We start from the raw sequence: 23,021 nt of genomic DNA, 5'->3' as shown, positions 1-23,021 counted from the left end.
ACTGGCGTGGGCGTTGACGGTGTGGCTCGTAGCGGCGATGGCATGGGCCGCGCCGGCCCGAGCCGATGTCGACCAGTGCGCGCCGCCGGGCCTGGAGAGTGCCAGCCCCCTGCCCACCAACCTGGCCGCCTCCACCGGCGGTCCCGACGCGGACCGCTACACCACGGACTCGGTGGTGCCGCTGGAGTCGGTCGACGTCGACGCGCTGGGCTTGATCCAACCGGGCACGCTGACCGTCGGCACGCTCTCGGACGCACCGCCGAGCATCTGCATCAACTCCGCCGGTCAGTTCACCGGCTACGACAACGAGCTCCTGCGCGCGGTGGCCGACAAACTCGGGCTGCAGATCAGGTTCGTCGGCACCGAGTTCTCCGGACTGCTGGCCCAGGTGGCGGGCCGCCGGTTCGACGTGGGCTCGTCGTCGATCACCACTACCGACGCCCGCCGCGACACCGTCGGCTTCACCAACGGCTACGACTTCGGCTACTTCTCCCTGGTGGTCCCGCAAGGTTCGCCGATCACCGGGTTCGACCAGCTCGCCGCCGGGCAGCGCATCGGCGTCGTGCAGGGCACCGTGCAGGAGGCCTACGTCGTCGACACCCTCGGGCTGCAGCCGGTGAAGTACCCCGATTACAACACCGTCTACGCCAGCCTCAAGACCGGTCAGATCGACGCCTGGGTCGCGCCGTCGCAGCAGGCGCAGGGCACGGTGCAGCCCGGTGATCCCACCGAGATCATCGAGAACACGTTCAGCTTGGACAATTTCATCGCGTGGGCGGTCGCCCAGGACAACCAGCCGCTCATCGACGCGCTGAACTCGGGACTGGACGCGGTCATCGCCGACGGCACCTGGGCGCGGCTGTATTCCGAGTGGGTGCCCCGCGCCGTGCCGCCGGGGTGGAAGCCGGGGTCGAAAGCCGCACCCGAGCCGCAGCTGCCCGATTTCAACGCGATCGCCGAGCAGAACGCCGCGCAGGCCGCCCCGGCCCAGCCCGCGCAGCAGAAATCGACGCTGGCGCAGCTCAAGGACGCGTTCGGCAACTGGGAGCTCTACAAGCAGGCCATCCCGGACCTGCTGACCACCGGGCTGCCCAACACGCTGATCCTGACGATCTCAGCCAGCGTGATCGGCCTCGTCCTGGGCATGGTGCTGGCCATCGCCGGGATCTCGCGGTCGCGCTGGCTGCGGTGGCCGGCGCGGGTCTACACCGACGTCTTCCGCGGGCTGCCCGAGGTGGTGATCATCCTGTTGATCGGCCTCGGTGTCGGGCCGGTCGTCGGACATCTGACCGGCAACAACCCGTATCCGCTGGGCATCGCCGCACTGGGGCTGATGGCCGCCGCCTACGTCGGGGAGATCTTCCGTTCCGGTATCCAGAGCGTGGACCCGGGACAGCTGGAGGCCTCGCGGGCACTGGGCTTCAGCTATTCGACGTCGATGCGGATGGTGGTGGTGCCGCAGGGCGTGCGGCGGGTGCTGCCGGCGTTGATGAACCAGTTCATCTCCCTGCTCAAGGCGTCGTCGCTGGTCTACTTCCTCGGGCTGATCGCCGACCAGCGCGAGCTGTTCCAGGTCGGCCGCGACCTCAACGCCCAGACCGGCAATCTGTCCCCGCTGGTGGCCGCCGGATTGTTCTACCTCATGCTGACGATCCCACTCACCCATCTGGTCAACTACATCGACGACCGGTTGCGGCGCGGGCGTGCGCCCGACGAAGAGGACCCGCTGGTGTCGTCGACTGCGCAGGAGATGAACTGATGTCGGCGCATCCCACCGTCGATGCGGTGTCGTTGGCGGCCAGCGACATTCATCTGGCGTTCGGCCGCAACCAGGTGTTACGCGGGGTCGACCTCGACGTGGCCGCGGGCAGCAGCACCGCGGTGATCGGGCCGTCGGGTTCCGGGAAGTCCACGCTGCTGCGCACCCTCAACCGGCTCTACGAACCCGACCGCGGCGACATCCTGCTCGACGGCAGGTCCGTGCTCGCCGACGATCCCGACCGGCTCCGTCAGCGAATCGGCATGGTGTTCCAGCACTTTCAACTGTTCCCGCATCGCAGCGTGCTCGACAACGTGACGATGGCACCCCGAAAGCTCAAGCGGCTCAGCACCGAACAGGCGCGCGACCAGGGGATGGCCCAGCTGGAGCGGGTCGGGCTGCGGCACAAGGCCGAGGCCCGGCCGACGACGCTGTCGGGCGGCCAGCAGCAGCGGGTGGCCATCGCCCGCGCGCTGGCCATGTCGCCGCAGGTGATGTTCTTCGACGAAGCCACCTCGGCCCTGGACCCCGAGTTGGTCAAGGGGGTGCTCGCGCTGATCGCCGAGCTGGCCGCCGAGGGGATGACGATGGTGGTGGTGACCCACGAGATGGGTTTCGCGAGGTCGACCGCCGACACCGTGGTGTTCATGGACCACGGCCAGGTGGTCGAGACCGGACCGCCCGAGCAGGTGTTCGAAGCCGCGGAAACCGAGCGGTTGCGGAGATTTCTATCTCAAGTGCTGTAGATTCGCCGAAGCCGGCGTCAATTTGCAGCACCACGGCGTCGGCAAACCCACGACAACGTCTCTTGACAGGCCCAGACAGGTTAGACTGGCTGAATTATGGTGGAAACAGACGCGCAGGTCAGCGAGCTCGCCGGTGAGCTCCAGCGAGTGCTGTCCAAGGTGTTGTCCGTCCTGCGTCACACCGGCAAGACCTCCACGTCAGGCGACCTGACGCTCGCGCAGTTGTCCATCCTGCTGACCCTGCTCGACCAGGGCCCGATGCGGATGACCGAGTTGGCCGCCCACGAGCGGGTCCGCACCCCCACCACCACCGTCGCGATCCGCCGGTTGGAGAAGTTGGGCCTGGTCAAACGGTCCCGCGACCCGTCGGACCTGCGGGCGGTGCTGGTAGAGATCACCCCGCAGGGCCTCCAGCAGCATCACGAGGCCCTCGAGTCGCGCCGGGCCCATCTGGCCGCCCTGCTGAGCAAACTCAGCGAGGACGAGCTCGACGCCCTGGCCAAGGCCATGGCCCCACTCGAGCGCATCGCCGAATAGCTCAGCCCAACCAGTCCAGGACCGCGGCCGCGGTCCACGACTGCTGCATGCTGCCCAGCGGCTCCCCGGTGAACGGTTCGTAGTACTCGGCGAAGCTCCCGTCGCTGGCCTGGCGCAGGCCTTCCCGTCGCAAGGTCGACGCGCGTTCGGCCCAGCCGCGCCGCGCGAAGCACCAGGAGAACAGCCACGTCATCACCGGCCACACCGGTCCGCGCCAGTATTCGCGCGCGCGGAAGTCGCGGGAGACCGGCGACGTCGACGGGATCAACGCGTAGGCCAGATCCGGGTGTCCGCAGAACCGGGGGCCCTCCAGCAGTCGCAGCAGCCTACGTTCACGGTCGTGCGGCAGCCCCCCGCACAGCAGCGGCGCGAACTGCGCGACCGTCTCGGTGGCGATCCACCCGTCCGCCCGGACATCGAAATCCTTTGCGGCACCCGTGCGTTCATGGGTGGTGGCGATCACACCGGCGCGGAACCGCTCCGCCCACGCGTAGAGGTCCTTGACGTCGGCGTGCGGACGCCGGTGGTCCTCGCCGATCTCGGCGAGCACCTGGCAGGCCACCGAGAAGACCGCCGAGACGAACACGTCCTCGACGGCGAAACTCATGGCGGTGACCAACTTCTCGTCGTCGTAGCCGACGGCCTTCATCTCCTCGAGCAGCCACAGGTAGCGGTCGTACTCGCCGTCGGTCGGGCGCTGGCTGGCGTCGGTGACGATGGTGGTGTCCTCCCGCTGATACGGGGGCACCTGACCGGGAACCACGTTGGCGTAGGCGCTGTCCCAGCGCGGCGAGTTGTCCATCCCGGACTCCCAGCCGTGGTAGAGCGTGATCCGGCCGTGCTCGTACTGATCCCGGCACTCCGCGAGCCAGCGGTGCCAGCGCACCAGGTCGTTCCATCGGCGGTCCAGGAAGGCCTCGGCCACCGCGCGGGTGGACCGCCCCCGCGTGCGGGCGTGGTCGAGGATGCGCTGCACCGCGATCGCGTGCACCGGCGGCTGCGTGATCCCGGAGGTGTGCCGCCCCGGGGGTGCATCCGCGGCGAGCACCGAGCACGCCCACCGCGCCGGCCCCGGGAAGTAGCCGTCGACTCCGTTGGCGAAGACGATGTGCGGGATCATGCCGTTGCGCCACTGCGCCGAGAGCAGGGTGTCCAGTTCCACGACGGCGCGCTCGACCGACAACGGCGCCAGCCCGATCGCCACGAACGCCGCGTCCCAGCTCCACATATGCGGGTACAGCAACGGCGCGGCGGTGGTCATCGTGCCGAGGTCGTTGCCGCGCAGCAGGTAGGCCGCACGGGCCGCGAGTTGGGTCGGGGTGAAGCTGGGATCGTGGGGCATCACCTCTCATCATGCGACGACGAGAGCGAATCGGCGACGTGAGAGAGCCGGTGTGGCGCACCGGTAGGCTGCGTTACGTGCCGACCGCGATGATCACCGGGGCCGGCGGCGGGCTCGGCCGGGCACTCGCCGCGGCACTCGCACCCACCCACACCCTGTTCCTGGCGGGGCGCCCGTCGCAGCGTCTCGACGCGGTCGCCGCACAGTACGGCGCCACCACGTGGCCGATCGATCTCGCCGACACCGACGGCATCGACGCCGTGGTCGAGCCCATCGTCGAACTCGACGTGCTGGTGCACAACGCCGGCGTCGCCTACCCGGGCCGGGTCGCCGAGTCCACCGTCGACCAGTGGCGCGCCACCATGTCGGTCAATCTCGTTGGCGCCGTGGCCCTCACGCTGGCGCTGCTGCCGGCGCTGCGCGCCGCCGACGGGCACGTCGTGTTCATCAACTCCGGGTCGGGCATCAACGCCTCACCCGGGCTGGCGTCCTACTCGGCGAGCAAGTTCGCGCTGCGCTCCTTCGCCGACTCGCTGCGCAACGACGAACCCGGCCTTCGCGTCACCTCGGTGCACCCCGGGCGCATCGCCACCGAGATGCAGGAGGACCTCGTGGCCTACGAGGGGCGCGGCTACGACCCCACCCGGTTTCTCAGCCCGGAGACCGTCGCCCGCGTGACCGCCGACGCGATCCACACCCCCCGCGACGGACACGTCCACGAGGTGATCCTCCGGCCGCGCTGAGTCAGCGGTCGGGTTCGGTCCGCGGACCGAATCCTTCCGGCGACTCCCCCTTGGTGGCGTGCCGCCCGACGTGCGCTTCGGCGCGCATCCGCTCCACCATGTGCGGATAGTGCAGCTCGAACGCCGGGCGCTCGGAACGGATCCGGGGCAGCTCGGTGAAGTTGTGCCGCGGCGGCGGGCAACTGGTCGCCCACTCCAGCGAGTTGCCGTAACCCCACGGATCGTCGACGGTGACCGGTTCGCCGTAGCGCCAGCTCTTGAAGATGTTCCACACGAACGGCAGCGTCGACAGACCCAGGATGAACGCCCCGATCGAGGACACGACGTTCAGCGCGGTGAAGCCGTCGGTAGACAGATAGTCGGCATACCGGCGCGGCATCCCTTCGTTGCCCAGCCAGTGCTGCACCAGGAACGTGGTGTGGAACCCGATGAACGTCAACCAGAAGTGCAGCTTGCCCAACCGCTCGTCGAGCAGCCTGCCTGTCATCTTCGGGAACCAGAAGTACACACCCGCATAGGTGGCGAACACGATCGTGCCGAACAGCACGTAGTGGAAGTGCGCCACCACGAAGTACGAGTCGTGGACCTGGAAATCCAGCGGCGGGCTGGCCAGCAGCACCCCCGACAGACCACCGAGCAGGAAGGTCGCGATGAATCCCACCGAGAACAACATCGGTGTCTCGAAGGTCAACTGGCCCTTCCACATGGTGCCCAGCCAATTGAAGAACTTGATCCCGGTGGGTACCGCGATCAGGAAGGTGGTGAAGGAGAAGAAGGGCAGCAGCACGGCACCGGTGGCGTACATGTGGTGCGCCCACACCACCATCGACAGCGCGGCGATCGCCAGGGTGGCGTAGATCAGCGTGGTGTAGCCGAAGATCGGCTTGCGGCTGAACACCGGGAAGATCTCGCTGACGATGCCGAAGAACGGCAGCGCGATGATGTACACCTCGGGGTGGCCGAAGAACCAGAACAGGTGCTGCCACAGCAACACCCCGCCGTTGGCCGGGTCGTACACGTGCGCGCCGAGGTGACGGTCGGCGGCCAGCCCGAACAGTGCCGCGGTCAGGATCGGGAACACCAGCAGCACCAGGATCGACGTCACCAGGATGTTCCAGGTGAAGATCGGCATCCGGAACATCGTCATGCCGGGCGCGCGCATGCACACCACGGTGGTGATCATGTTGACCCCGCCCAGGATGGTGCCCAGACCGCCGACGGCCAGGCCCATGATCCACAGGTCACCGCCCACGCCCGGGGAATGCACCGCATCGGTCAGCGGCGAGTAGGCCGTCCAGCCGAAGTCCGCCGCCCCGCCAGGGGTGATGAACCCGGCCAGCGCGATCAGCGCGCCGAACAGGAACAGCCAGAACGACAGCGCGTTCAGCCGCGGGAACGCCACGTCGGGGGCGCCGATCTGCAGCGGCAGCACCAGGTTGGCGAACCCGAACACGATCGGGGTCGCGTAGAACAGCAGCATCACCGTGCCGTGCATGGTGAACAGCTGGTTGTACTGCTCGTTGGACAGGAACTGCAGACCCGGCACCCCGAGTTCGGCGCGGATGAACAGCGCCATCAGCCCGCCGATGAAGAAGAAGGTGAAGCAGGCAACGACGTACATGATGCCGATCAGCTTGTGATCGGTCGTCGTGATGAGCTTGTAGACCAGGTTGCCCTTGGGGCCCAGCCGCGCCGGGAACGGCCGGCGCGGCTGCAGGGTCTGCGGCGTCGGTGCTTCTATGGCCATACGTGAGCTCCTCGGGCCTCCGGCGGCGTGTCAACCAGCGTCGAGATACCCAGCAACCTACGCCTTACACGGGGCTCCGCAAGGGTCTTTTGGCCGTAGCGTCCGCCCGGCGGCCCGCGTCAGACCACGACGTTGACCAGTCGGCCCGGCACGACGATGACCTTCTTGGGGGTCCGCCCGTCGAGGAACGCGACCACCTTGTCATCGGCCAGTGCCGCGGTTTCGACGGCGTCGGCGACGGCGTCGGCGGCCACCGTGACCCGGCTGCGCACCTTGCCGTTGACCTGCACCGGGTATTCGACCGTGTCGTCGACGAGGTACCGCTCGTCGGCCACCGGGAACGGGCCGTGCGCCAGCGACGTGTCGTGGCCCAGCCGCGACCACAGTTCCTCGGCCAGGTGCGGGGCCAACGGCGCGACCATCAGCACCAGCGGCTCCAGCGCGGCTCGCGCCGTGACCGACTGTTTGGTCAGATGGTTGGTGTACTCGATCAGCTTGGCCGCGGCGGTGTTGTTGCGCAGCGCGGCATAGTCCTCGGTGGCGCCCGCGATGGTGCGGTGCATCAGACGCAGCGTCTCTTCGTCGAGCGGCTCGTCGGACACGACGGTCGCTCCGGTGTCTTCGTCGACCACCAGCCGCCACACCCGCTGCAGGAAGCGGTGGGCCCCGACGACGTCCTTGGTCGCCCATGGCCGCGACGCCTCCAGCGGGCCCATCGACATTTCGTAGACGCGCAGGGTGTCGGCGCCGTAGTTGTCGCAGATCTCGTCGGGCGACACCGAGTTCTTCAGGCTCTTACCGATCTTGCCGAACTCCTGGTTGACCTCGATCTCGCCCTCCGGCCCGGACCAGAAGAACGTCCCGTCACGTTCGACGACCTCGGCTGCGGGTACGTATGCGCCGCGGTCGTCGGTGTAGGCGAACGCCTGGATGTAGCCCTGGTTGACCAGCCGGCGGTACGGCTCCCGGGAACTGACATGTCCGAGGTCGTAGAGCACCTTGTGCCAGAACCGCGAGTACAGCAGGTGCAGCACCGCGTGTTCCACGCCCCCGACGTAGAGGTCCACCCCGCCCGGGTCGTCGGCGCCGTGCTGCGCCGGCCGCGGCCCCATCCAGTACGCCTCGTTCTCCTTGGCGCACAGGGCCTCGCTGTTGAGCGGATCGGTGTAGCGCAGTTCGTACCAGGAGCTGCCGGCCCACTGGGGCATCACGTTGGTGTCGCGGGTGTAGGGCCGCACACCGTCGCCCAGGTCGAGCTCGACGTTGACCCAGTCGGTGGCCTTGGCCAGCGGCGGCGACGGCTCGCTGGCGGCATCGTCGGGCTCGAACAGCACCGGTGAGTAATCCGGCACGTCGGGAAGTTCGACGGGCAGCATGTCCTCCGGCAGCGCATGGGCGCGGCCGTCGGCGTCATAGACGATCGGGAACGGCTCACCCCAGTAGCGCTGCCGGGCGAACAGCCAGTCGCGCAGCTTGTACTCCACGCGCCCGCGGCCGCGGCCGTCGGCCACCAGCCGCTCGATCATCGCGGCTTTCGCGTCGTCCACAGACATCCCGTTTAGGAAACCGGAATTCACCATGACCCCGTCGCCGGTGTACGCGGCCTGCGACACGTCGCCGCCGGAGACGACCTCGACGATCGGCAAGCCGAACTCGGTGGCGAAGTCCCAGTCCCGCTGGTCACCGCCGGGCACGGCCATGATCGCCCCGGTGCCGTAACCGGCCAGTACATAGTCGGCGATGAACACCGGAATCTGTTGCCCGTCAGCCGGGTTCGTCGCATAGGCACCAAGGAAGACCCCGGTCTTCTGCTTGTTCTCCTGACGCTCCAGATCGGACTTCGCGGCGATCGAGGCCCGGTAGGCCGCGACCGCGTCGCGCGGGCTCGGCGCGTCGAACGTCCACCGCGGATCCACTTCGGCGGGCCAGGTGCCGGCGGCCAACCGGTCGACCAGCGGGTGCTCGGGCGCGAGCACCATGTAGGTCGCGCCGAACAACGTGTCGGGGCGGGTGGTGAACACCTCGATGTCACCGGCGTCCGTGGCGAACCGCACCTGGGCACCCGTCGAGCGGCCGATCCAGTTGCGCTGCATCGTCTTGACCTTCTCCGGCCAGTCCAGCACGTCGAGGTCCTCGAGCAGCCGGTCGGAGTAGGCGGTGATGCGCATCATCCACTGCCGCAGGCGTTTCCGGAACACCGGGAAGTTGCCCCGCTCGCTGCGGCCGTCGGCGGTGACCTCCTCGTTGGCCAGCACCGTGCCCAGGCCCGGGCACCAGTTCACCATCGAGTCGGCCAGGTACACCAGCCGGTGCGAGTCGACCACGTCGGCGCGCTCCCCCGCCGACAGTTCGGCCCAGCGGCGACCATCGTCCACGGTGCGGGTGCCGGTGTCGAACTCGGCGATCAGCTCGGCGATCGGGCGGGCCCGGTTGGTCTGCGGATCGAACCACGCGTTGTAGATCTGCAGGAAGATCCACTGCGTCCACTTGTAGTAGTCCACGTCGGTGGTGGAGAAGCTGCGCCGCGCGTCATGGCCGAGACCGAGCCGGCCCAGCTGGCGGCGGAAGTTGACGATGTTGGCCTCGGTCCGGGTGCGCGGATGGGTGCCGGTCTGGATCGCGTACTGCTCGGCAGGCAGACCGAACGCATCGAAACCCAACGCGTGCAACACATTACGTCCGGTCATCCGGTGGTAGCGGGCATAGACGTCGGTGGCGATGTAGCCCAGCGGATGGCCGACGTGCAGACCCTCGCCGGACGGGTACGGGAACATGTCCTGAACGAACATCTTGTCCGCGGGCACCGGCCGGCCGTCGGCGGAAGCCAGCGCGCCGACCGGGTTGGCGACGTCGAACGTCCCGCGCTCGGCCCACCGGCGCTGCCACGCACGTTCGAGGTCGCCGGCCAGCTCCGCGGTGTAGCGGTGCCGGGGCGTGTCCCCGACGGCGGGGTCGGCGGCAGACTGCGTGGTGGGCGATTCGGTCACGCCAACAGGGTATAAGCCCCCCGATCGCCGATTTCCCGGCCACGTCTTGATCTCGGTTCCGTTGCGGATGCGTCAGGGGTTGATTCCAGCTCGATCCCAGCCCTGGTGGGGGCGTGACAGCCGTGGATACATTCGTCGCCTGGCCCGGGCACCGACGTCCGAGCCGGATGGTCACACCGGGTCGGCAAGGATGGGGAGGAGTTCACTTCATGAGCGAAAACGCCCGCCGCTGGCGGGTTCTGGCAGGAGGAGTCGGGGCGTGCGCCGCCGGAGTCGCCGGCGTGCTCGGCATCTCGGGCACCATCGCCTCGGCGCAACCGGTGCCCGCCGTACCGGCGCTGCCTGCCCCCGCTCCGGGCCCCGCTCAAGCCCCCGCCCAGGCCCCCGCGACGGTGACCCAGACCGTGACCGTCATGCCCAACGCCGCACCCGCCTCCGCGCCGGGTGCCGGCCAGGCGCTCGCGCCGGGCGCCGGCCAGGCGCCGGTCACCGGCGGCGCCGCGGCGGTTCCGGCCGGCGTCAGCGCCCCGGCCGTGCCGGCGGCGCCGGCGCGCCCACCCAGCACGATCGCCCCGGCCAGGTCCGGCACGCTCACCGAGTTCTTCGCCGCCAAGGGCGTGGCCATGGAGCCGCAGTCCAGCCGCGACTTCCGCGCCCTGAACATCGTGCTGCCGATGCCCCGGGGCTGGCAGCACATTCCGGACCCGAACGTCCCCGACGCCTTCGCGGTGATCGCCGACCGGGTCGGAGGCAACGGCCTGTACACGTCGAACGCCCAGGTCGTGGTCTACAAGCTGGTCGGAGAGTTCGACCCGAAGGAGGCCATCAGCCACGGCTTCGTCGACAGCCAGCAGCGCCCGGCCTGGCGGACCACCGACGCGTCGCTGGCCGACTTCGGCGGGATGCCCTCGGCGCTGATCGAGGGCACCTACCGCGAGAACAACATGACGTTGAACACCTCACGCCGCCACGTCCTCGCGACCGCCGGCCCCGACCGTTACCTGGTGTCGCTGGCGGTCACCACCAGCATCGATCAGGTGGTCGCCGCCGCCGAGGCCACCGACGCGATCGTCAACGGCTTCAAGGTCGGGCTCCCCGCCGCGCCGCCGCCGCCGGCGGCCGCACCACCCGGCGCTCCCCCAGCACCCGCAGCTCCCGCAGTCCCCGCGCCCGCCGCGCCCGCGGTGCCGGCGGTGGCGTCTCCGCCACAGATGCTGGGACTGCCGGGATAGACGGCGTCGTCCCCCGGGCGAAGCCTGGCGCCCGGGGGACGGCGGCCCAATCCGACGCCGTATCCTGAGATCCATGCTGGTCGCCGCCGTGCTGTGTCTGTCAGCGGCCGTCGTCGCCGCCGCGTCCGGGGTCTGGTCGCTGACCCGGCGCCCCACCGACGACTACGTCCACCAGGTGCTGCGCGCGGTCGCGCCCACCCAACTCGCCGCCGCGGTCATGCTCGGCGCGGGCGCGGTGGTGGCGTTGACGGCCACCCCGCCGATGTCGGTGGTGATCCTCGTCGTCTGCACCGTCGGCGCGGTCGGCACCGTCGGCGCGGGATGCTGGCAGGCCGCCGCGGCCGTGGCGCGGCGCAACGCCGCGCACGCGGGTACCGCCGGCGGATGCGGCAGCAGCGACGGCACGGGGTGCGCGACCTGCACGCTGTCCTGCGGTCCTAGTTCCGGCTGAGGTCGATCGGGTGGGTCGCCAGCAGGCTCAGCGGCATCGGCTGCCGACGCAGCACCCGCGCCCACAGGTCCACCTTGGGCTCCACCAGCACATCAGACGGTAACGCCGACAACACGATCCAGTCGTCGCGCTCGATCTCGCCTTCGAGCTGCCCGATGGTCCAGCCGGAATACCCGGCGAAGATCCGCACCCCCTCGACGGCCGGCGCGATCGAATCCGGGTCGGCGTCGAGGTCCACCATCGCGATGCGGCCCTGGATGTGCCGCAACCCGGGCACGTTGTCGGCGTCCAGGCCGACCCGCACCGTCGCCAGGCACAGCGCCGCGTCGCGCTTGACCGGGCCGCCGATGAACATCGTCTTCGGTTTCGTGGTCAGCTTCGCCCACTGCGGCAGCACGTTGTACACCGCGGTCTCGCTGGGCCGGTTGAGCACCACGCCCAGCGTGCCGCCGTCGTTGTGCTCGACGACGTAGATGACGCTGCGGCGAAACGTCGGCTCCAACAGATCGGTGTTGGCCAGCAGCAGTGTGCCCGCACGTACCCGGTGTGCCGCAGGAGCGACGTAGTCCTCCGGATCCTCTGGCTGCCCCACGTTTCCCATCATGTCACCACCGCCGCGGTGCGGTGGCGATCCGAGCGGTCGGGGTGCCGACATTTGTACTGTGGGTCGCGTCGCGGCCGGGCTCACCCGTGCCCGCAGTCGACGGTCGACCACCACCGCAGCGAGGACGTGCACCGTGCCCGGAAAGCAGACGCCGCGCGCCGTGTGGCGTTCGGTGCGGGAGCTGCCCGAGTTCGGTCGGCTGCTCGAACTGCGCGCCGTCAGCCAGTTCGGGGACGGGCTCTTCCAGGGCGGTCTGGCCGGGGCCATCCTGTTCAACCCGGAGCGCGCCGCCGAACCATGGGCCATCGCAGCGGCGTTCGCAGTGCTGTTCCTGCCGTACTCGGTGCTGGGCCCGTTCGCCGGGGCGCTACTGGACCGGTGGGACCGCCGGCTGGTGCTCATCGGTGCCAACAGTGTGCGGCTGGTACTGGTGGCGACAGTCGGCGTGCTGCTGGCGTCCGGGGTGGCCGACCTCCCGATTCTGGTCGGCGCGCTGGTGGTCAACGGGTTCACCCGGTTCGTCTCGTCGGGGGTGTCGGCGGCGCTGCCGCACGTGGTCCCGCGCGACCGGGTGATCTCGATGAACTCCCTGTCGGTGGCCACCGGGGCGGTAGCGGCGTTCCTGGGTGCCAACTTCATGCTGGTACCCCGCTGGCTGTTCGGCGCCGGCGACGCCGGCGCGTCGGTCGTCATCTTCCTGGTGACCGTCCCGGTCGGGCTGGCGCTGTGGCTGTCGATGCGGTTTCCGCCGCATCTGCTGGGCCCCGACGCCAGCACCCGTGCGGTGCGGGGCAGCGTGCTCTACGCGGTGGCCACCGGGTGGACCCACGGTGCACGCACCGTGCTCGGCGTGCCCACCGTCGCCGCCACACTGAGCGGGCTGGCCGCCCACCGGGTGGTGTTCGGGATCAACACGATGCTGGTGCTGGTGATGGTGCGCCACACCGAACAGGCCTCGGTCGTCGGTCTGGGCACCGCGGTGCTGTTCGTCGCCGCCACCGGCGCCGGGTCGTTCCTGGCGACGGTGGTCACGCCGAAACTCGTGCGCCGCTGGGGCCGCTACACCGTGCCCAACGCGGCGCTGACGTTCGCAGCGGTGGTGCAGCTGGCCGGCACCGGGCTATATCTGCCGGTGATGGTGCTGTGCGGCTTCCTGCTCGGCGGCGCCGGGCAGATGGTCAAGCTGTGCGCGGACTCGGCGATGCAGATCGACGTCGACGACGCGCTGCGCGGTCACGTGTTCACGGTGCAGGATTCGTTGTTCTGGATGGCGTTCATCGGCGCGATCGGTGCGGCCGCGGCGGTCATCCCGCCCGACGGCCGGGCACCGGGGCTGGCAGCGGTCGGCAGCGCGGTCTACCTGGCCGGGCTGGCCGCGCACGCGACCGTGGCCCGCGGCGCCCGACTGGCGGACTAGGGTTGCGCCATGGCTGAGCTCGACTCGTTGATCACCGATCTGCGGGACGAGAGCGCCGAGCTGGACGCGCTGGTGGCCGCACTGGCGCCACCGGCATGGGCGACCCCGACACCGGCGCCGGGCTGGACGATCGCCCACCAGATCGCGCATCTGCTGTGGACAGACCGGGTGGCCCACACCGCGGTCACCGACGAGGCCGCTTTCGGTGACGTGCTGGCCGCGGCGGGCCGCAATCCCTCCGGCTTCGTCGACGCCGCCGCCGAGGAGCTGGCCACCACCGCCCCGCCCGAGCTGCTGGCCGAGTGGCGCACCGCCCGGGCCGCGCTGCACGACGCGCTGGCCGGCGTCGCGCCCGGACGCAAGCTGCCCTGGTTCGGCCCCCCGATGAGTGCGGCGTCGATGGCGACCGCGCGGTTGATGGAGACGTGGGCGCACGGTCTGGACGTCGCCGATGCGTTGGGCGTGGCCCGGGTGCCCACCGCGCGCCTGCGCTCGATCGCCCACATCGGCGTACGGACCCGGGACTTCGCGTTCACGCTGCACGGCCTCACCCCGCCGGCCGCCCCGTTTCACGTGAAACTGGCCGCGCCGCAGGGAAGTTCGGAAGCACAGTGGACGTGGGGTCCCGCCGACGCGGAGCAGCGGGTCATCGGCTCGGCTGAACACTTCTGCATGCTGGTAACCCAGCGTCGTCCCCGCGCCGATCTCGACCTCGAGGCCGTCGGCGCCGACGCGGACCGCTGGCTGGACATCGCGCAGGCCTTCGCCGGCCCGCCCGGGGCCGGCCGGTCCTGACCGTCACAGGTAGTCGGCGCGGTCGGCCCTGGTGTCGCTGTCGGAGTCGGTGAGCCGGACGTCCCAGCGTCCGTCAGCGTCGGTGTCCACCCACGCCCGCCCCGTGCCGAACGCCCGGTCGGCCAGCCCGTCCCCGTCGAGATCGGCCAGTCGTTCGGCAGCCGCGCCGTCGCCGTCGAGGTCGACCGCCGCCCCGGTGGCGGGCTGCTCGGCCCCGTCCAACCCGAACCACCGCAGCGGTGCGCCTCGGTCGGCGGCCACCGTCCAGGTGCCGGTGCCGTCGTCGGTGACGTAAGCCTCGGCGACACCGTCGTCGTCGCGGTCGAGCACCGCGTGCTCGGCTGTGCCGTCGCCGTCGAGATCGGCCAGCACGTCGTCGAGCAGCCCGTCACCGTCGACGTCCAGCCCGACCCCGTCGAGGCGCCCGTCCCCGTCGAGGTCGGTGTCCGCATCGACCGACCAGATCCGCGCCGAGCCGTCGGGCTCGCCCAGGCAGTAGTCCATACCGTTCGGACGCGCTAGGACCGCTCCCGGTTCCACCACGCGAGCAGTTCGTCGACGGCTTCCTCGCGGCTCAGCGGTCCGCGGTCCAGCCGCAGCTCCTTGAGATGGTTCCACGCCCGGCCGACCTGCGGGCCCGCCGGGATGCCGAGGATCTCCATGATCTCGTTGCCGTCGAGGTCGGGCCGCACCCGCGCCAGATCCTCCCTGGCCGCCAGCTCCTCGATCCGGCGCTCCAAGTCGTCGTAGTTGGCCTGCAGTCGCGCCGCGCGCCTCTTGTTGCGGGTCGTGCAGTCGGCGCGGACCAGCTTGTGCAGCCGACCCAACAGCGGTCCGGCGTCGGTGACGTACCGGCGCACCGCGGAGTCGGTCCACCGGCCGTCCCCGTAGCCGTGGAAGCGCAGGTGCAGGTACACCAGCTGCGAGACGTCGTCGACCATCTGCTTGGAGTACTTCAGCGCCCGCATCCGCTTGCGCGCCATCTTCGCGCCGACCACTTCGTGGTGATGGAAGCTCACACCGCCGTCGGGCTCGTGCCGGCGGGTGGCCGGTTTGCCGATGTCGTGCAGCAGCGCCGCCCAGCGCAGCACCAGATCGGGCGGACTTCCGGGCTCCTCCAATTCCATGGCCTGCCGCAGCACCGTCAGCGAGTGCTGGTAGACGTCCTTGTGCTGATGGTGTTCGTCGATGGCCATCCGCATGCCGCCGACCTCGGGCAGCACCACCTCCCCCAGCCCCGTCTCCACCATCAGGTCGATACCGGCCACCGGGTCCCGGCCGAGCAGCAGCTTGTCCAGCTCGGCAGCCACCCGCTCGGCCGAGATCCGGCCCAGTTGCGGCGCCATGTCCCCCAGCGCGCGCCGCACGCGCGGCGCAACCGCGAAACCCAGCTGGGACACGAACCGTGCCGCGCGCAGCATCCGCAGCGGATCGTCGCCGAACGAGACCTCCGGTTCTGCCGGGGTGTCGAGCACCCCGGCACGCAGCGCGGACAGCCCGTTGAGTGGATCGAAGAACTCGCCGGGCCCCTGCGCGGTGATCTGGACCGCCATCGCGTTGACGGTGAAGTCGCGGCGCACCAGATCGTCGGCGAGATTGTCGCCGAAGCGCACCTCCGGATGACGTGACTGCTGGTCGTAGCTGTCGGCCCGGAACGTGGTCAACTCGAGGCGGTCGCCATCCTTGCCCACGCCCAGCGTGCCGAATTCGATGCCGGTGTCCCAGAGCGCGTCGGCCCAGTCGCGCAGAAACGCCTGCATCTGCTCGGGGCGGGCGTCGGTGGTGAAGTCGAGATCGGTGCCCAACCGGCCCAGCAGCGCGTCGCGGACGCTGCCGCCCACCAGGTAGAGCTGGTGGCCGTGGTCGGCGAACAGCCGGCCGAGCCCGGCGAGCACGCGGGCATGCCGGTTCAGGGAAACCTGAGCGGCGGCCAGCAGTTCGACGTCGGACGGGCTGGGTTGCCTAGGGTCGGGCACGTCCGGTGAGCCTACTGGTCACAGCCGTGTCACCGACCGGCGAGTGTGGCGTGGGGTGCTGTTCATGCCAGCTAATATCGCTGAGGTGTCGGAAGGCGAGCAGCCCAGATCACGCCGGCGCCGAGGGCGTCGGCGCGGTCGGCGGGCGGCAGGGCCCCCTCCGGCGGGCACCGACCAGCCCCGAACGCAGAGCCAGGCGACCGCCCCGAACGCCACGCAGGAACAGAATTCCCGCTCCCCCAAACCCCAGAAGGCCCGTCCCCGGCGGACGCCGGACCGGCTGCGAACCGTGCACGAGACGTCGGCCGGCGGTCTGGTCATCGACGGGATCGACGGCCCGAAAGACCGTCAGGTGGCGGCTCTGATCGGCCGCATCGACCGGCGTGGACGCATGCTGTGGTCGCTGCCCAAGGGGCACATCGAGCTGGGCGAGACCGCCGAGCAGACCGCCATCCGTGAGGTGGCCGAGGAGACCGGGATCCAGGGCGACGTCCTGGCCGCACTCGGCAGCATCGACTACTGGTTCGTCACCGAGGGGCGCCGCGTCCACAAGACCGTGCACCATTACCTGATGCGGTTCTCCGGTGGCGAGCTCTCCGACGAGGACGTCGAGGTCACCGAGGTGGCCTGGGTGCCGGTCAGAGAGCTGCCGTCGCGCCTGGCCTACGCCGACGAACGCCGCCTGGCAGCGGTGGCCGACGAACTGATCGACAAACTGCACGCCGACGGGCCCGGTGCGCTGCCGCCGCTGCCGCGCAGCACGCCCCGCCGACGGCCGCAGACGCACTCGCACGTGCGCAACGGCAAGCCCGACCGCTCCGCTCAATCCCAGCCCGGCCGGCGGACGAACGGCTGCGGTCAGGGACCGTGAGCGTGCCGCTCGCACGACTGCTCGCCGCGGTCGTCGCGCTGCTGCTGGCGATCGCGCCGACAGTCGGCGCCCCGCAGGCCGACGCGCAACCCGTGCCGAAGCAGTTCCTGCAGATCCAGATCGACACCGTCTCTCCCGACCTGGTCACCACCACCAGCGACCCGCTCGTCACCGTCACCGGCAGGATCCGCAACATCGGCGACCGCCCGGTGCGCGACGTCGTGGTCCGCCTCGAGCGCGCCGACGCGGTGAGCTCGTCGACCGCGCTGCGCACCAACCTGACCGGCAACGTCGACCAGTACCAGCCGGTGGCCGACTTCATCACCGTCGCACCGGAACTCGCGCGCGGGCAGGACGTGCCGTTCCGGCTGGCCTACCCGCTGCGCGCGGCCGCGCAGTCGTTGAGCATCGACCAGCCCGGCGTGTACCCGGTGATGGTCAACGTCAACGGCACGCCCGACTACGGGGCGCCCGCGCGGCTCGACGATTCCCGCTTCCTGCTGCCTGTGCTGGGCGTCCCGCCCGCCGACGCCGACGGCTCGCCCGCCGACACCGGCTCCGTCGACTCCGCGGTGCCCCCCGACACCACCCGACCGGTGGCGATGACCCTGCTGTGGCCGCTGGCCGACCGGCCCCGGCTGGCGGCGGGCGCGCCGGGCGAAACCACGCCCGTCCGCCTGATCGACGACGAACTGGCGACCTCCCTGGCGCCCGGCGGCCGACTCGACACCATGCTCTCGGCGGTCGACTTCGCGACCGGCCCGGCGGTCGACCCGCGTGGTGAGCTCGCCCGGGCCGTCTGCCTGGCCGTCGACCCCGACCTGCTGATCACTGTCAACGCGATGACCAATGGCTATGTGGTCAACGCGGGACCGGAGGCCGGTCGCGGTACCGCCACCTATCCCGGCGCCGGGCGGCAGGCCGCGATCGACTGGCTGGCCCGGCTCCGCGCGGTGGCCGCGCGGTTGTGCGTCACCGCGACCACCTACGCCCAGGCCGACCTCGACGCGCTGCATCGGGTGGGGGACTTCGGCCTGTCGGCGATCGCCACTCGCGGTGCGGCCGACATCGTCGCCCAGATCCTCGGCGTGCCTGTCACCCGGGGCGCCACCCTGGTCGGCGACGGCCCGATGACCGCGGGGACGGTGCAGCTGCTCTCGGCGCAGGGTCCCACCGTCGCGATCGGCGCCGCCGACCTGTCGGGGCCGCAGGACGGTGACGGCAGCCGACCGCAGACCGCCGAGGTGTCGCCGGTGCGCTACACCCCCAATGTGGTGGCCGCGCCGTTCGACCCGGCGGTCGGCGCGGCGCTGGCCAGCGTGGGCGCCCAGCCGGAGTCGCCGTCCTACCTGAGCGCTTCGCTGGACACCCCGCTCAAACAGGATTCCGCGGTCGCCCGGCGCCAGGATGCGCTCGGGGCGATGCTGTGGCAGAGCCTCGACCCCGATGTCACGCCACGCACGCAGCTGTTGGTGCCGCCGCTCATGTGGGGCCTGTCCGGTGACGACGCGGCCGCGGTGCTCAGTGCGGTCGGCACCGCGATCCGCTCCGGGCTGGCCGTGCCGCGGCCGCTGCGCGCCGTGATCGACGAGGCCGCCGCGGTGCACGGCAGCGCTGAGCTGCCGTCCGGGACGACCGGCAATCCGCGGGGCCGCTTCGACGACGGGGTGGTGTCGGGCATCGCCGCGACCACGGGGCGGTTGTGGGGCCTGACGGCAGCGCTGGGCACCGATGAGCGCACCGGGTTGACCGGGGCCCAGTACACCGCTCCGCTGCGCGAGGACATGCTGCGGGCGCTGAGCCTGTCCGTGCCGCCCGACGCGCGCGCCGGGCTGGCGCAGCAGCGCCTGACCACCGTCAGCGCCACGGTGACCGACCTGTTCAACGCGGTGACCATCGTCAACCCCGGCGGCTCCTACACGCTGGCCACCGAACGCAGCCCCCTGCCGCTGGCGTTGCGCAACGATCTGCCGGTGCCGATCCGCGTCCGCCTCGACATCGACGCCCCGCCCGGCATGACGGTGACCGACATGGGCGAGATCGTGCTGCCGCCGGGGTTCCTCCCGCTGAAGGTGCCCATCGAGGTGCACTTCACCCAGCGGGTGGCCGTCGACGTCGCGCTGCGCACCGCCAACGGGTTGCCGCTCGGGGAACCCGCCCGGTTGTCCGTGCACTCCAACGCCTACGGCAAGGTGCTGTTCATCATCACCCTGACGGGCGGCGCGGTCCTGGTACTGCTCGTCGGCCGGCGCCTGTGGCACCGCTTCCGCGGCCAGCCCGATCCCGCCGACCTGGACCGTCCGGATCCGATCGAGGTCGCGCTGGCCTTCCCCGACGACCCCGCAGCCGACACCGCGCAGCCTGCCCGGACCACGGCCGGGCCGCGGCGTGCCCCGACCTCGCGCGGCGGCCCAGGTGACTGAACCGGCGTCCGCCGCGGGACGGGCCGCCCCGCGGGAGGAGCTCTCCGACTCCGCTGTCGTCTCCCGCTCGTGGGGCATGGCGGTGGCCACCCTGGTCAGCCGGCTGACCGGGTTCGCCCGCATCGTGCTGCTGGCCGCGATCCTGGGCGCCGCGCTGACGAGCGCCTTCACCGTGGCCAATCAGCTGCCGAACCTGATCGCGGCGTTGGTGCTCGAGGCCACGTTCACCGCGATCTTCGTGCCCGTGCTGGCCCGGGCCGAACGCGACGACCCCGACGGCGGCGCGGCGTTCATCCGGCGGCTGCTGACGCTGGCCACCACGCTGCTGCTGGTCGTCACCGTCGTCTCCACGGTGGCCGCACCGCTGCTCGCGGATCTCATGCTCGGGTCCGACCCGCAGGTCAACCGGCCCCTGACCACCGCGTTCGCGTATCTGCTGCTGCCGCAGATCATCTTCTACGGCCTGTCGTCGGTGTTCATGGCGATCCTGAACACCCGCAACATCTTCGGGCCACCGGCCTGGGCGCCGGTGGTCAACAACGTCGTCGCCATCCTCACGCTGGCGCTGTATGTGCTGGTGCCGGGCGAACTCTCGGTCGACCCGGTCGAGATGGGCAACGCCAAACTGCTGGTGCTCGGGATCGGGACCACGCTCGGCGTCGTCGCCCAGGCCGCGGTGTTGTTCGTCGCGATCCGGCGTGAACAGATCAGCGTGCGGCCGCTGTGGGGGATCGACGCGCGGCTGAAGAAGTTCGCGATGATGGCGCTGGCGATGGTGCTCTACGTGCTGATCAGCCAGGTCGGCCTGGTCGTCGGCAATCGGATCGCCGCCGGTGCGGCCGCCTCGGGCCCGGCCATCTACAACTACACGTGGCTGGTGCTCTACCTGCCGTTCGGCATCATCGGCGTCACGGTGCTGACCGTGGTGATGCCGCGGCTGTCGCGCAACGCCGCCAACGATGACGGGCCCGCGGTGCTGGCCGATCTGTCCCTCGCGACCCGGCTGATCATGGTGACATTGATTCCGATCGTCGCGCTGATGACCGTCGGCGGCCCGGCGATCGGCACCGCGCTGTTCGCCTACGGCAACTTCGGCACGGTCGACGCCGGCTACCTCGGCATGGCCATCACGCTGTCGGCGTTCACGCTGATTCCGTACGCGCTGGTGCTGCTGCAGCTGCGGGTGTTCTACGCACGCGAGGAACCGTGGACGCCGATCGCGCTGATCGTGGTGATCACCGTGGTCAAGATCGCGGCATCGCTGGCCGCGCCGCACCTGACCGACGACCCCGAGCTGGTCGCCGGGTACCTCGGCCTGGCCAACGGTCTGGGCTTCCTGGCCGGCGCGACCGTCGGCTACGTGCTGCTCCGCAGCCGGCTCGATCCGCCCGGCGGACACCTGATCGGCCTCGACGTGGTGCGCACCGTGCTGGTCACCATCGCCGCTTCGCTGGGCTCCGGTCTGGTGGCCCATCTGCTGGACCGTCTCCTCGGCCTGGACGCGCTGACCGCGGCCTGGGGCGGCCTGGGCTCGCTGCTGCGGCTGCTGGTGCTCGGGCTGGTGATGGCGCCGCTGCTGGCCGCGGTCATGCTGGCGGCAAAGGTCCCCGAGGCGATGGCCGCGGCGGATGTGGTGGGCCGCTACGTACGCCGCCTCAGCGGGCGCCGCCGGGCCCTCACGTACCCTGAGCTACACCCCGATACGAATTCGTCCCCGCGGAAAGGATCAGCCGTGAGCGACGAACACGCCAGCGGCGCCGAGACCGAGCGCTCTCAGCCCCCGGGCCCGGCGACGGAGTCGACCACCCGCCACGAGCGGCCGCCGGCCGACGACTTCCAGCCCGACGTCTCGCCGACCGAAGTGCTGCCGACGCCGCCCGCCACCGGGCTGGACACGCCCCCGGGCGGCGAGGAACCGCACCTGATCCCGGGAGCGACGCTGGCCAACGGCCGCTACCGGCTCCTGGTTTCCCACGGCGGCCCCGCACACCTGCAGTTTTGGCAGGCCCTCGACACCGCACTGGACCGCCAGGTCGCTCTGACCTTCGTCGATCCGGACGGGGCCCTGCCCGCCCACAAGGTGCAGGCCATCCTCGATCGCACCCAGCGGCTGGGCCGCATCGACATGCCCGGGGTGGCGCGGGTGCTCGACGTGTTACCGATCCGCACCGGTGGGCTGGTGGTCTCGGAGTGGATCCGCGGCGGCTCGCTGGCCGAGGTCGCCGAGACCGCGCCGTCGCCGATCGGCGGGGCGCGGGCAATCCAGTCGCTGGCCGCGGTCGCCGAGGCCGCCCACCGCAACGGGGTGGCGCTGTCGGTGGACCACCCCAGCCGCATCCGGGTCAGCATCGACGGCGATGTCGCGCTCGCGTTCCCTGCCACGCTGCCCGACGCCAATCCCGAAGACGACATCCGCGGTATCGGCGCGACGCTGTATGCGCTGCTGGTCAACCGCTGGCCGCTGCCGGAGTCCGGTACCCCCAGCGGGCTGGCACCGGCCGACCTCGACGCCGCCGGCCAGGCCGTCGAACCGCGCACCGTCGACCGCGACATCCCGTTCCAGATCTCGGCGGCCGCCGCCCGCGCGGTGCAGGAGAACGGTGGCATCCGCAGCGCCCCGACGCTGCTCAACCTGCTGCAGCAGGCCACCGCGATCGCCGACCGGACCGATCACATCGCCCCGGTCGACGACCGCCCGGCCGGCCCGGTGGAAGCGCCCTGGGAGGACGAACCCGACCCCGAGGCCGAGGCACGCCGCCGGAAGGGCCTGATCATCGGACTGACAGCCGGTGCGGTCGTGGTGATCGTCGCGGTGGTGCTGCTGGCCACGGTGCTCAGCCGGATCTTCGGTGATGTGGGTGACGGCCTGGGCGGCGACGCGCTCGGACTCAACGACCCGACCACGTCGCAGGAGGAAACCGCGGGTCCCACCGCCACCGGGTCGGCGCTGGACCCGGTGAGCGCCACCGTCTTCTCCCCCGGCGGCGGCGCCGACGCGCCCGAGCTGGCCGACCTGGCCATCGATGGCGACACCTCGACGGTGTGGCCGACCGACACCTACAGCGATGCCGTGCCATTCCCGAACTTCAAGAGCGGGGTGGGGCTGCTGCTGGAGCTGCCCGAACCGGCCACCATCGGCTCGGTCACCATCAACCTGAACAGCACCGGCACCGCGGTGCAGGTCCGGTCGGCATCGAGCCCGTCCCCGTCGTCGCTGGAGTCCACCACCGCGCTGACCGAGCCGACCACCTTGCGGCCCGGCTCCAACACCATCCGCGTCGAGGACGCCGAACCCACCTCCAACGTGCTGGTGTGGATCACCACGCTCGGGCAAGTCGACGGGGAGAGCCGCACCGACATCTCCGAGATAACGCTCAACGCCGCGTCCTGA

At 70.7% G+C, this 23,021-nt stretch carries 17 protein-coding genes; 11 read left to right on the top strand and 6 right to left on the bottom strand.

The window, feature by feature from the left end; translation table 11 throughout:
- Positions 1-37: 37 nt before the first annotated feature.
- From G6N31_RS21250 to G6N31_RS21240, 3 genes are all read left to right on the top strand, one after another.
- Positions 38-1,759: an ABC transporter substrate-binding protein/permease gene (locus tag G6N31_RS21250; RefSeq protein ID WP_098006637.1), complete on the top strand. Its 1,722-nt coding sequence runs from the start codon at positions 38-40 to the stop codon at positions 1,757-1,759.
- Complete coding sequence (locus G6N31_RS21245) at positions 1,759-2,505, top strand: amino acid ABC transporter ATP-binding protein (protein WP_098006629.1); 747 nt, start codon at positions 1,759-1,761, stop codon at positions 2,503-2,505. The genes G6N31_RS21250 and G6N31_RS21245 overlap by 1 nt, the downstream gene beginning before the upstream one ends.
- Before the next feature lie 96 nt (positions 2,506-2,601).
- On the top strand, positions 2,602-3,042 hold the full coding sequence (locus tag G6N31_RS21240; RefSeq protein WP_098006631.1) for a MarR family winged helix-turn-helix transcriptional regulator: 441 nt from the start codon (positions 2,602-2,604) through the stop codon (positions 3,040-3,042).
- A 1-nt stretch (position 3,043) separates the two neighbouring features.
- Here the strand turns inward: G6N31_RS21240 and ggh are convergent, their stop codons facing one another.
- Positions 3,044-4,384 carry a glucosylglycerate hydrolase gene (gene ggh, locus G6N31_RS21235; RefSeq protein WP_098006633.1) on the bottom strand — a complete coding sequence of 447 codons (1,341 nt, stop codon included), beginning with the start codon at positions 4,382-4,384 and terminating at the stop codon, positions 3,044-3,046.
- Between the two features lie 77 nt (positions 4,385-4,461).
- On the opposite strand from ggh, the gene G6N31_RS21230 reads away from it, so the two are divergent.
- The gene (locus G6N31_RS21230) at positions 4,462-5,127 is read left to right on the top strand and encodes an SDR family oxidoreductase (RefSeq protein WP_098006639.1); all 666 of its coding nucleotides are present in this window, start codon (positions 4,462-4,464) and stop codon (positions 5,125-5,127) included.
- Position 5,128: 1 nt separating this feature from the next.
- Here G6N31_RS21230 and ctaD read toward each other — a convergent pair whose 3' ends face one another.
- Entirely contained in the window at positions 5,129-6,874 is a 1,746-nt protein-coding gene (ctaD, locus tag G6N31_RS21225; RefSeq protein ID WP_163722297.1) for an aa3-type cytochrome oxidase subunit I, read from the bottom strand.
- Positions 6,875-6,993: 119 nt separating this feature from the next.
- Entirely contained in the window at positions 6,994-9,861 is a 2,868-nt protein-coding gene (gene leuS, locus G6N31_RS21220) for a leucine--tRNA ligase (protein WP_098006765.1), read from the bottom strand.
- Positions 9,862-10,070: 209 nt separating this feature from the next.
- On the opposite strand from leuS, the gene G6N31_RS21215 reads away from it, so the two are divergent.
- Positions 10,071-11,093, top strand: a complete 1,023-nt coding sequence (locus G6N31_RS21215) for an LpqN/LpqT family lipoprotein (protein ID WP_163722295.1) — start codon at positions 10,071-10,073, stop codon at positions 11,091-11,093.
- 73 nt (positions 11,094-11,166) lie between these two features.
- On the top strand, positions 11,167-11,544 hold the full coding sequence (locus G6N31_RS21210; protein WP_098005878.1) for a hypothetical protein: 378 nt from the start codon (positions 11,167-11,169) through the stop codon (positions 11,542-11,544).
- Here G6N31_RS21210 and G6N31_RS21205 read toward each other — a convergent pair.
- Positions 11,531-12,136, bottom strand: coding sequence for a YqgE/AlgH family protein (locus G6N31_RS21205; protein ID WP_098005888.1), 606 nt, complete (start codon positions 12,134-12,136; stop codon positions 11,531-11,533). The two genes, G6N31_RS21210 and G6N31_RS21205, sit on opposite strands and share 14 nt — an antisense overlap.
- A 145-nt stretch (positions 12,137-12,281) precedes the next feature.
- On the opposite strand from G6N31_RS21205, the gene G6N31_RS21200 reads away from it, so the two are divergent.
- Positions 12,282-13,565 (top strand): MFS transporter, encoded by a 1,284-nt coding sequence (locus G6N31_RS21200; RefSeq protein WP_234815471.1) that lies wholly within the window; start codon positions 12,282-12,284, stop codon positions 13,563-13,565.
- Between the two features lie 9 nt (positions 13,566-13,574).
- A complete protein-coding gene (locus G6N31_RS21195; protein WP_098005874.1) occupies positions 13,575-14,360 on the top strand; it encodes a TIGR03084 family metal-binding protein in 786 nt (261 codons plus the stop codon).
- Positions 14,361-14,363: 3 nt separating this feature from the next.
- Here the strand turns inward: G6N31_RS21195 and G6N31_RS21190 are convergent, their stop codons facing one another.
- Together G6N31_RS21190 and G6N31_RS21185 are read right to left on the bottom strand one after the other, a co-directional pair.
- Positions 14,364-14,864 (bottom strand): pullulanase, encoded by a 501-nt coding sequence (locus tag G6N31_RS21190; RefSeq protein ID WP_098005872.1) that lies wholly within the window; start codon positions 14,862-14,864, stop codon positions 14,364-14,366.
- 14 nt (positions 14,865-14,878) lie between these two features.
- Positions 14,879-16,336, bottom strand: a complete 1,458-nt coding sequence (locus G6N31_RS21185; RefSeq protein ID WP_098005870.1) for a CCA tRNA nucleotidyltransferase — start codon at positions 16,334-16,336, stop codon at positions 14,879-14,881.
- 85 nt (positions 16,337-16,421) lie between these two features.
- On the opposite strand from G6N31_RS21185, the gene G6N31_RS21180 reads away from it, so the two are divergent.
- The 3 genes from G6N31_RS21180 (at position 16,422) to murJ (ending at position 23,021) form a co-directional block, all read left to right on the top strand.
- Complete coding sequence (locus G6N31_RS21180; protein ID WP_179964219.1) at positions 16,422-17,207, top strand: NUDIX hydrolase; 786 nt, start codon at positions 16,422-16,424, stop codon at positions 17,205-17,207.
- Positions 17,204-19,630: a DUF6049 family protein gene (locus G6N31_RS21175; RefSeq protein ID WP_098005868.1), complete on the top strand. Its 2,427-nt coding sequence runs from the start codon at positions 17,204-17,206 to the stop codon at positions 19,628-19,630. The genes G6N31_RS21180 and G6N31_RS21175 overlap by 4 nt, the downstream gene beginning before the upstream one ends.
- A 76-nt stretch (positions 19,631-19,706) precedes the next feature.
- Entirely contained in the window at positions 19,707-23,021 is a 3,315-nt protein-coding gene (gene murJ / locus G6N31_RS21170; RefSeq protein ID WP_098005866.1) for a murein biosynthesis integral membrane protein MurJ, read from the top strand.

The organism is Mycolicibacterium duvalii (assembly GCF_010726645.1).
GTDB lineage: Bacteria > Actinomycetota > Actinomycetes > Mycobacteriales > Mycobacteriaceae > Mycobacterium > Mycobacterium duvalii.
The sequence above is the reverse complement of the archived record's forward strand: the minus strand, read 5'-3'. Positions and strand labels throughout refer to the sequence as shown.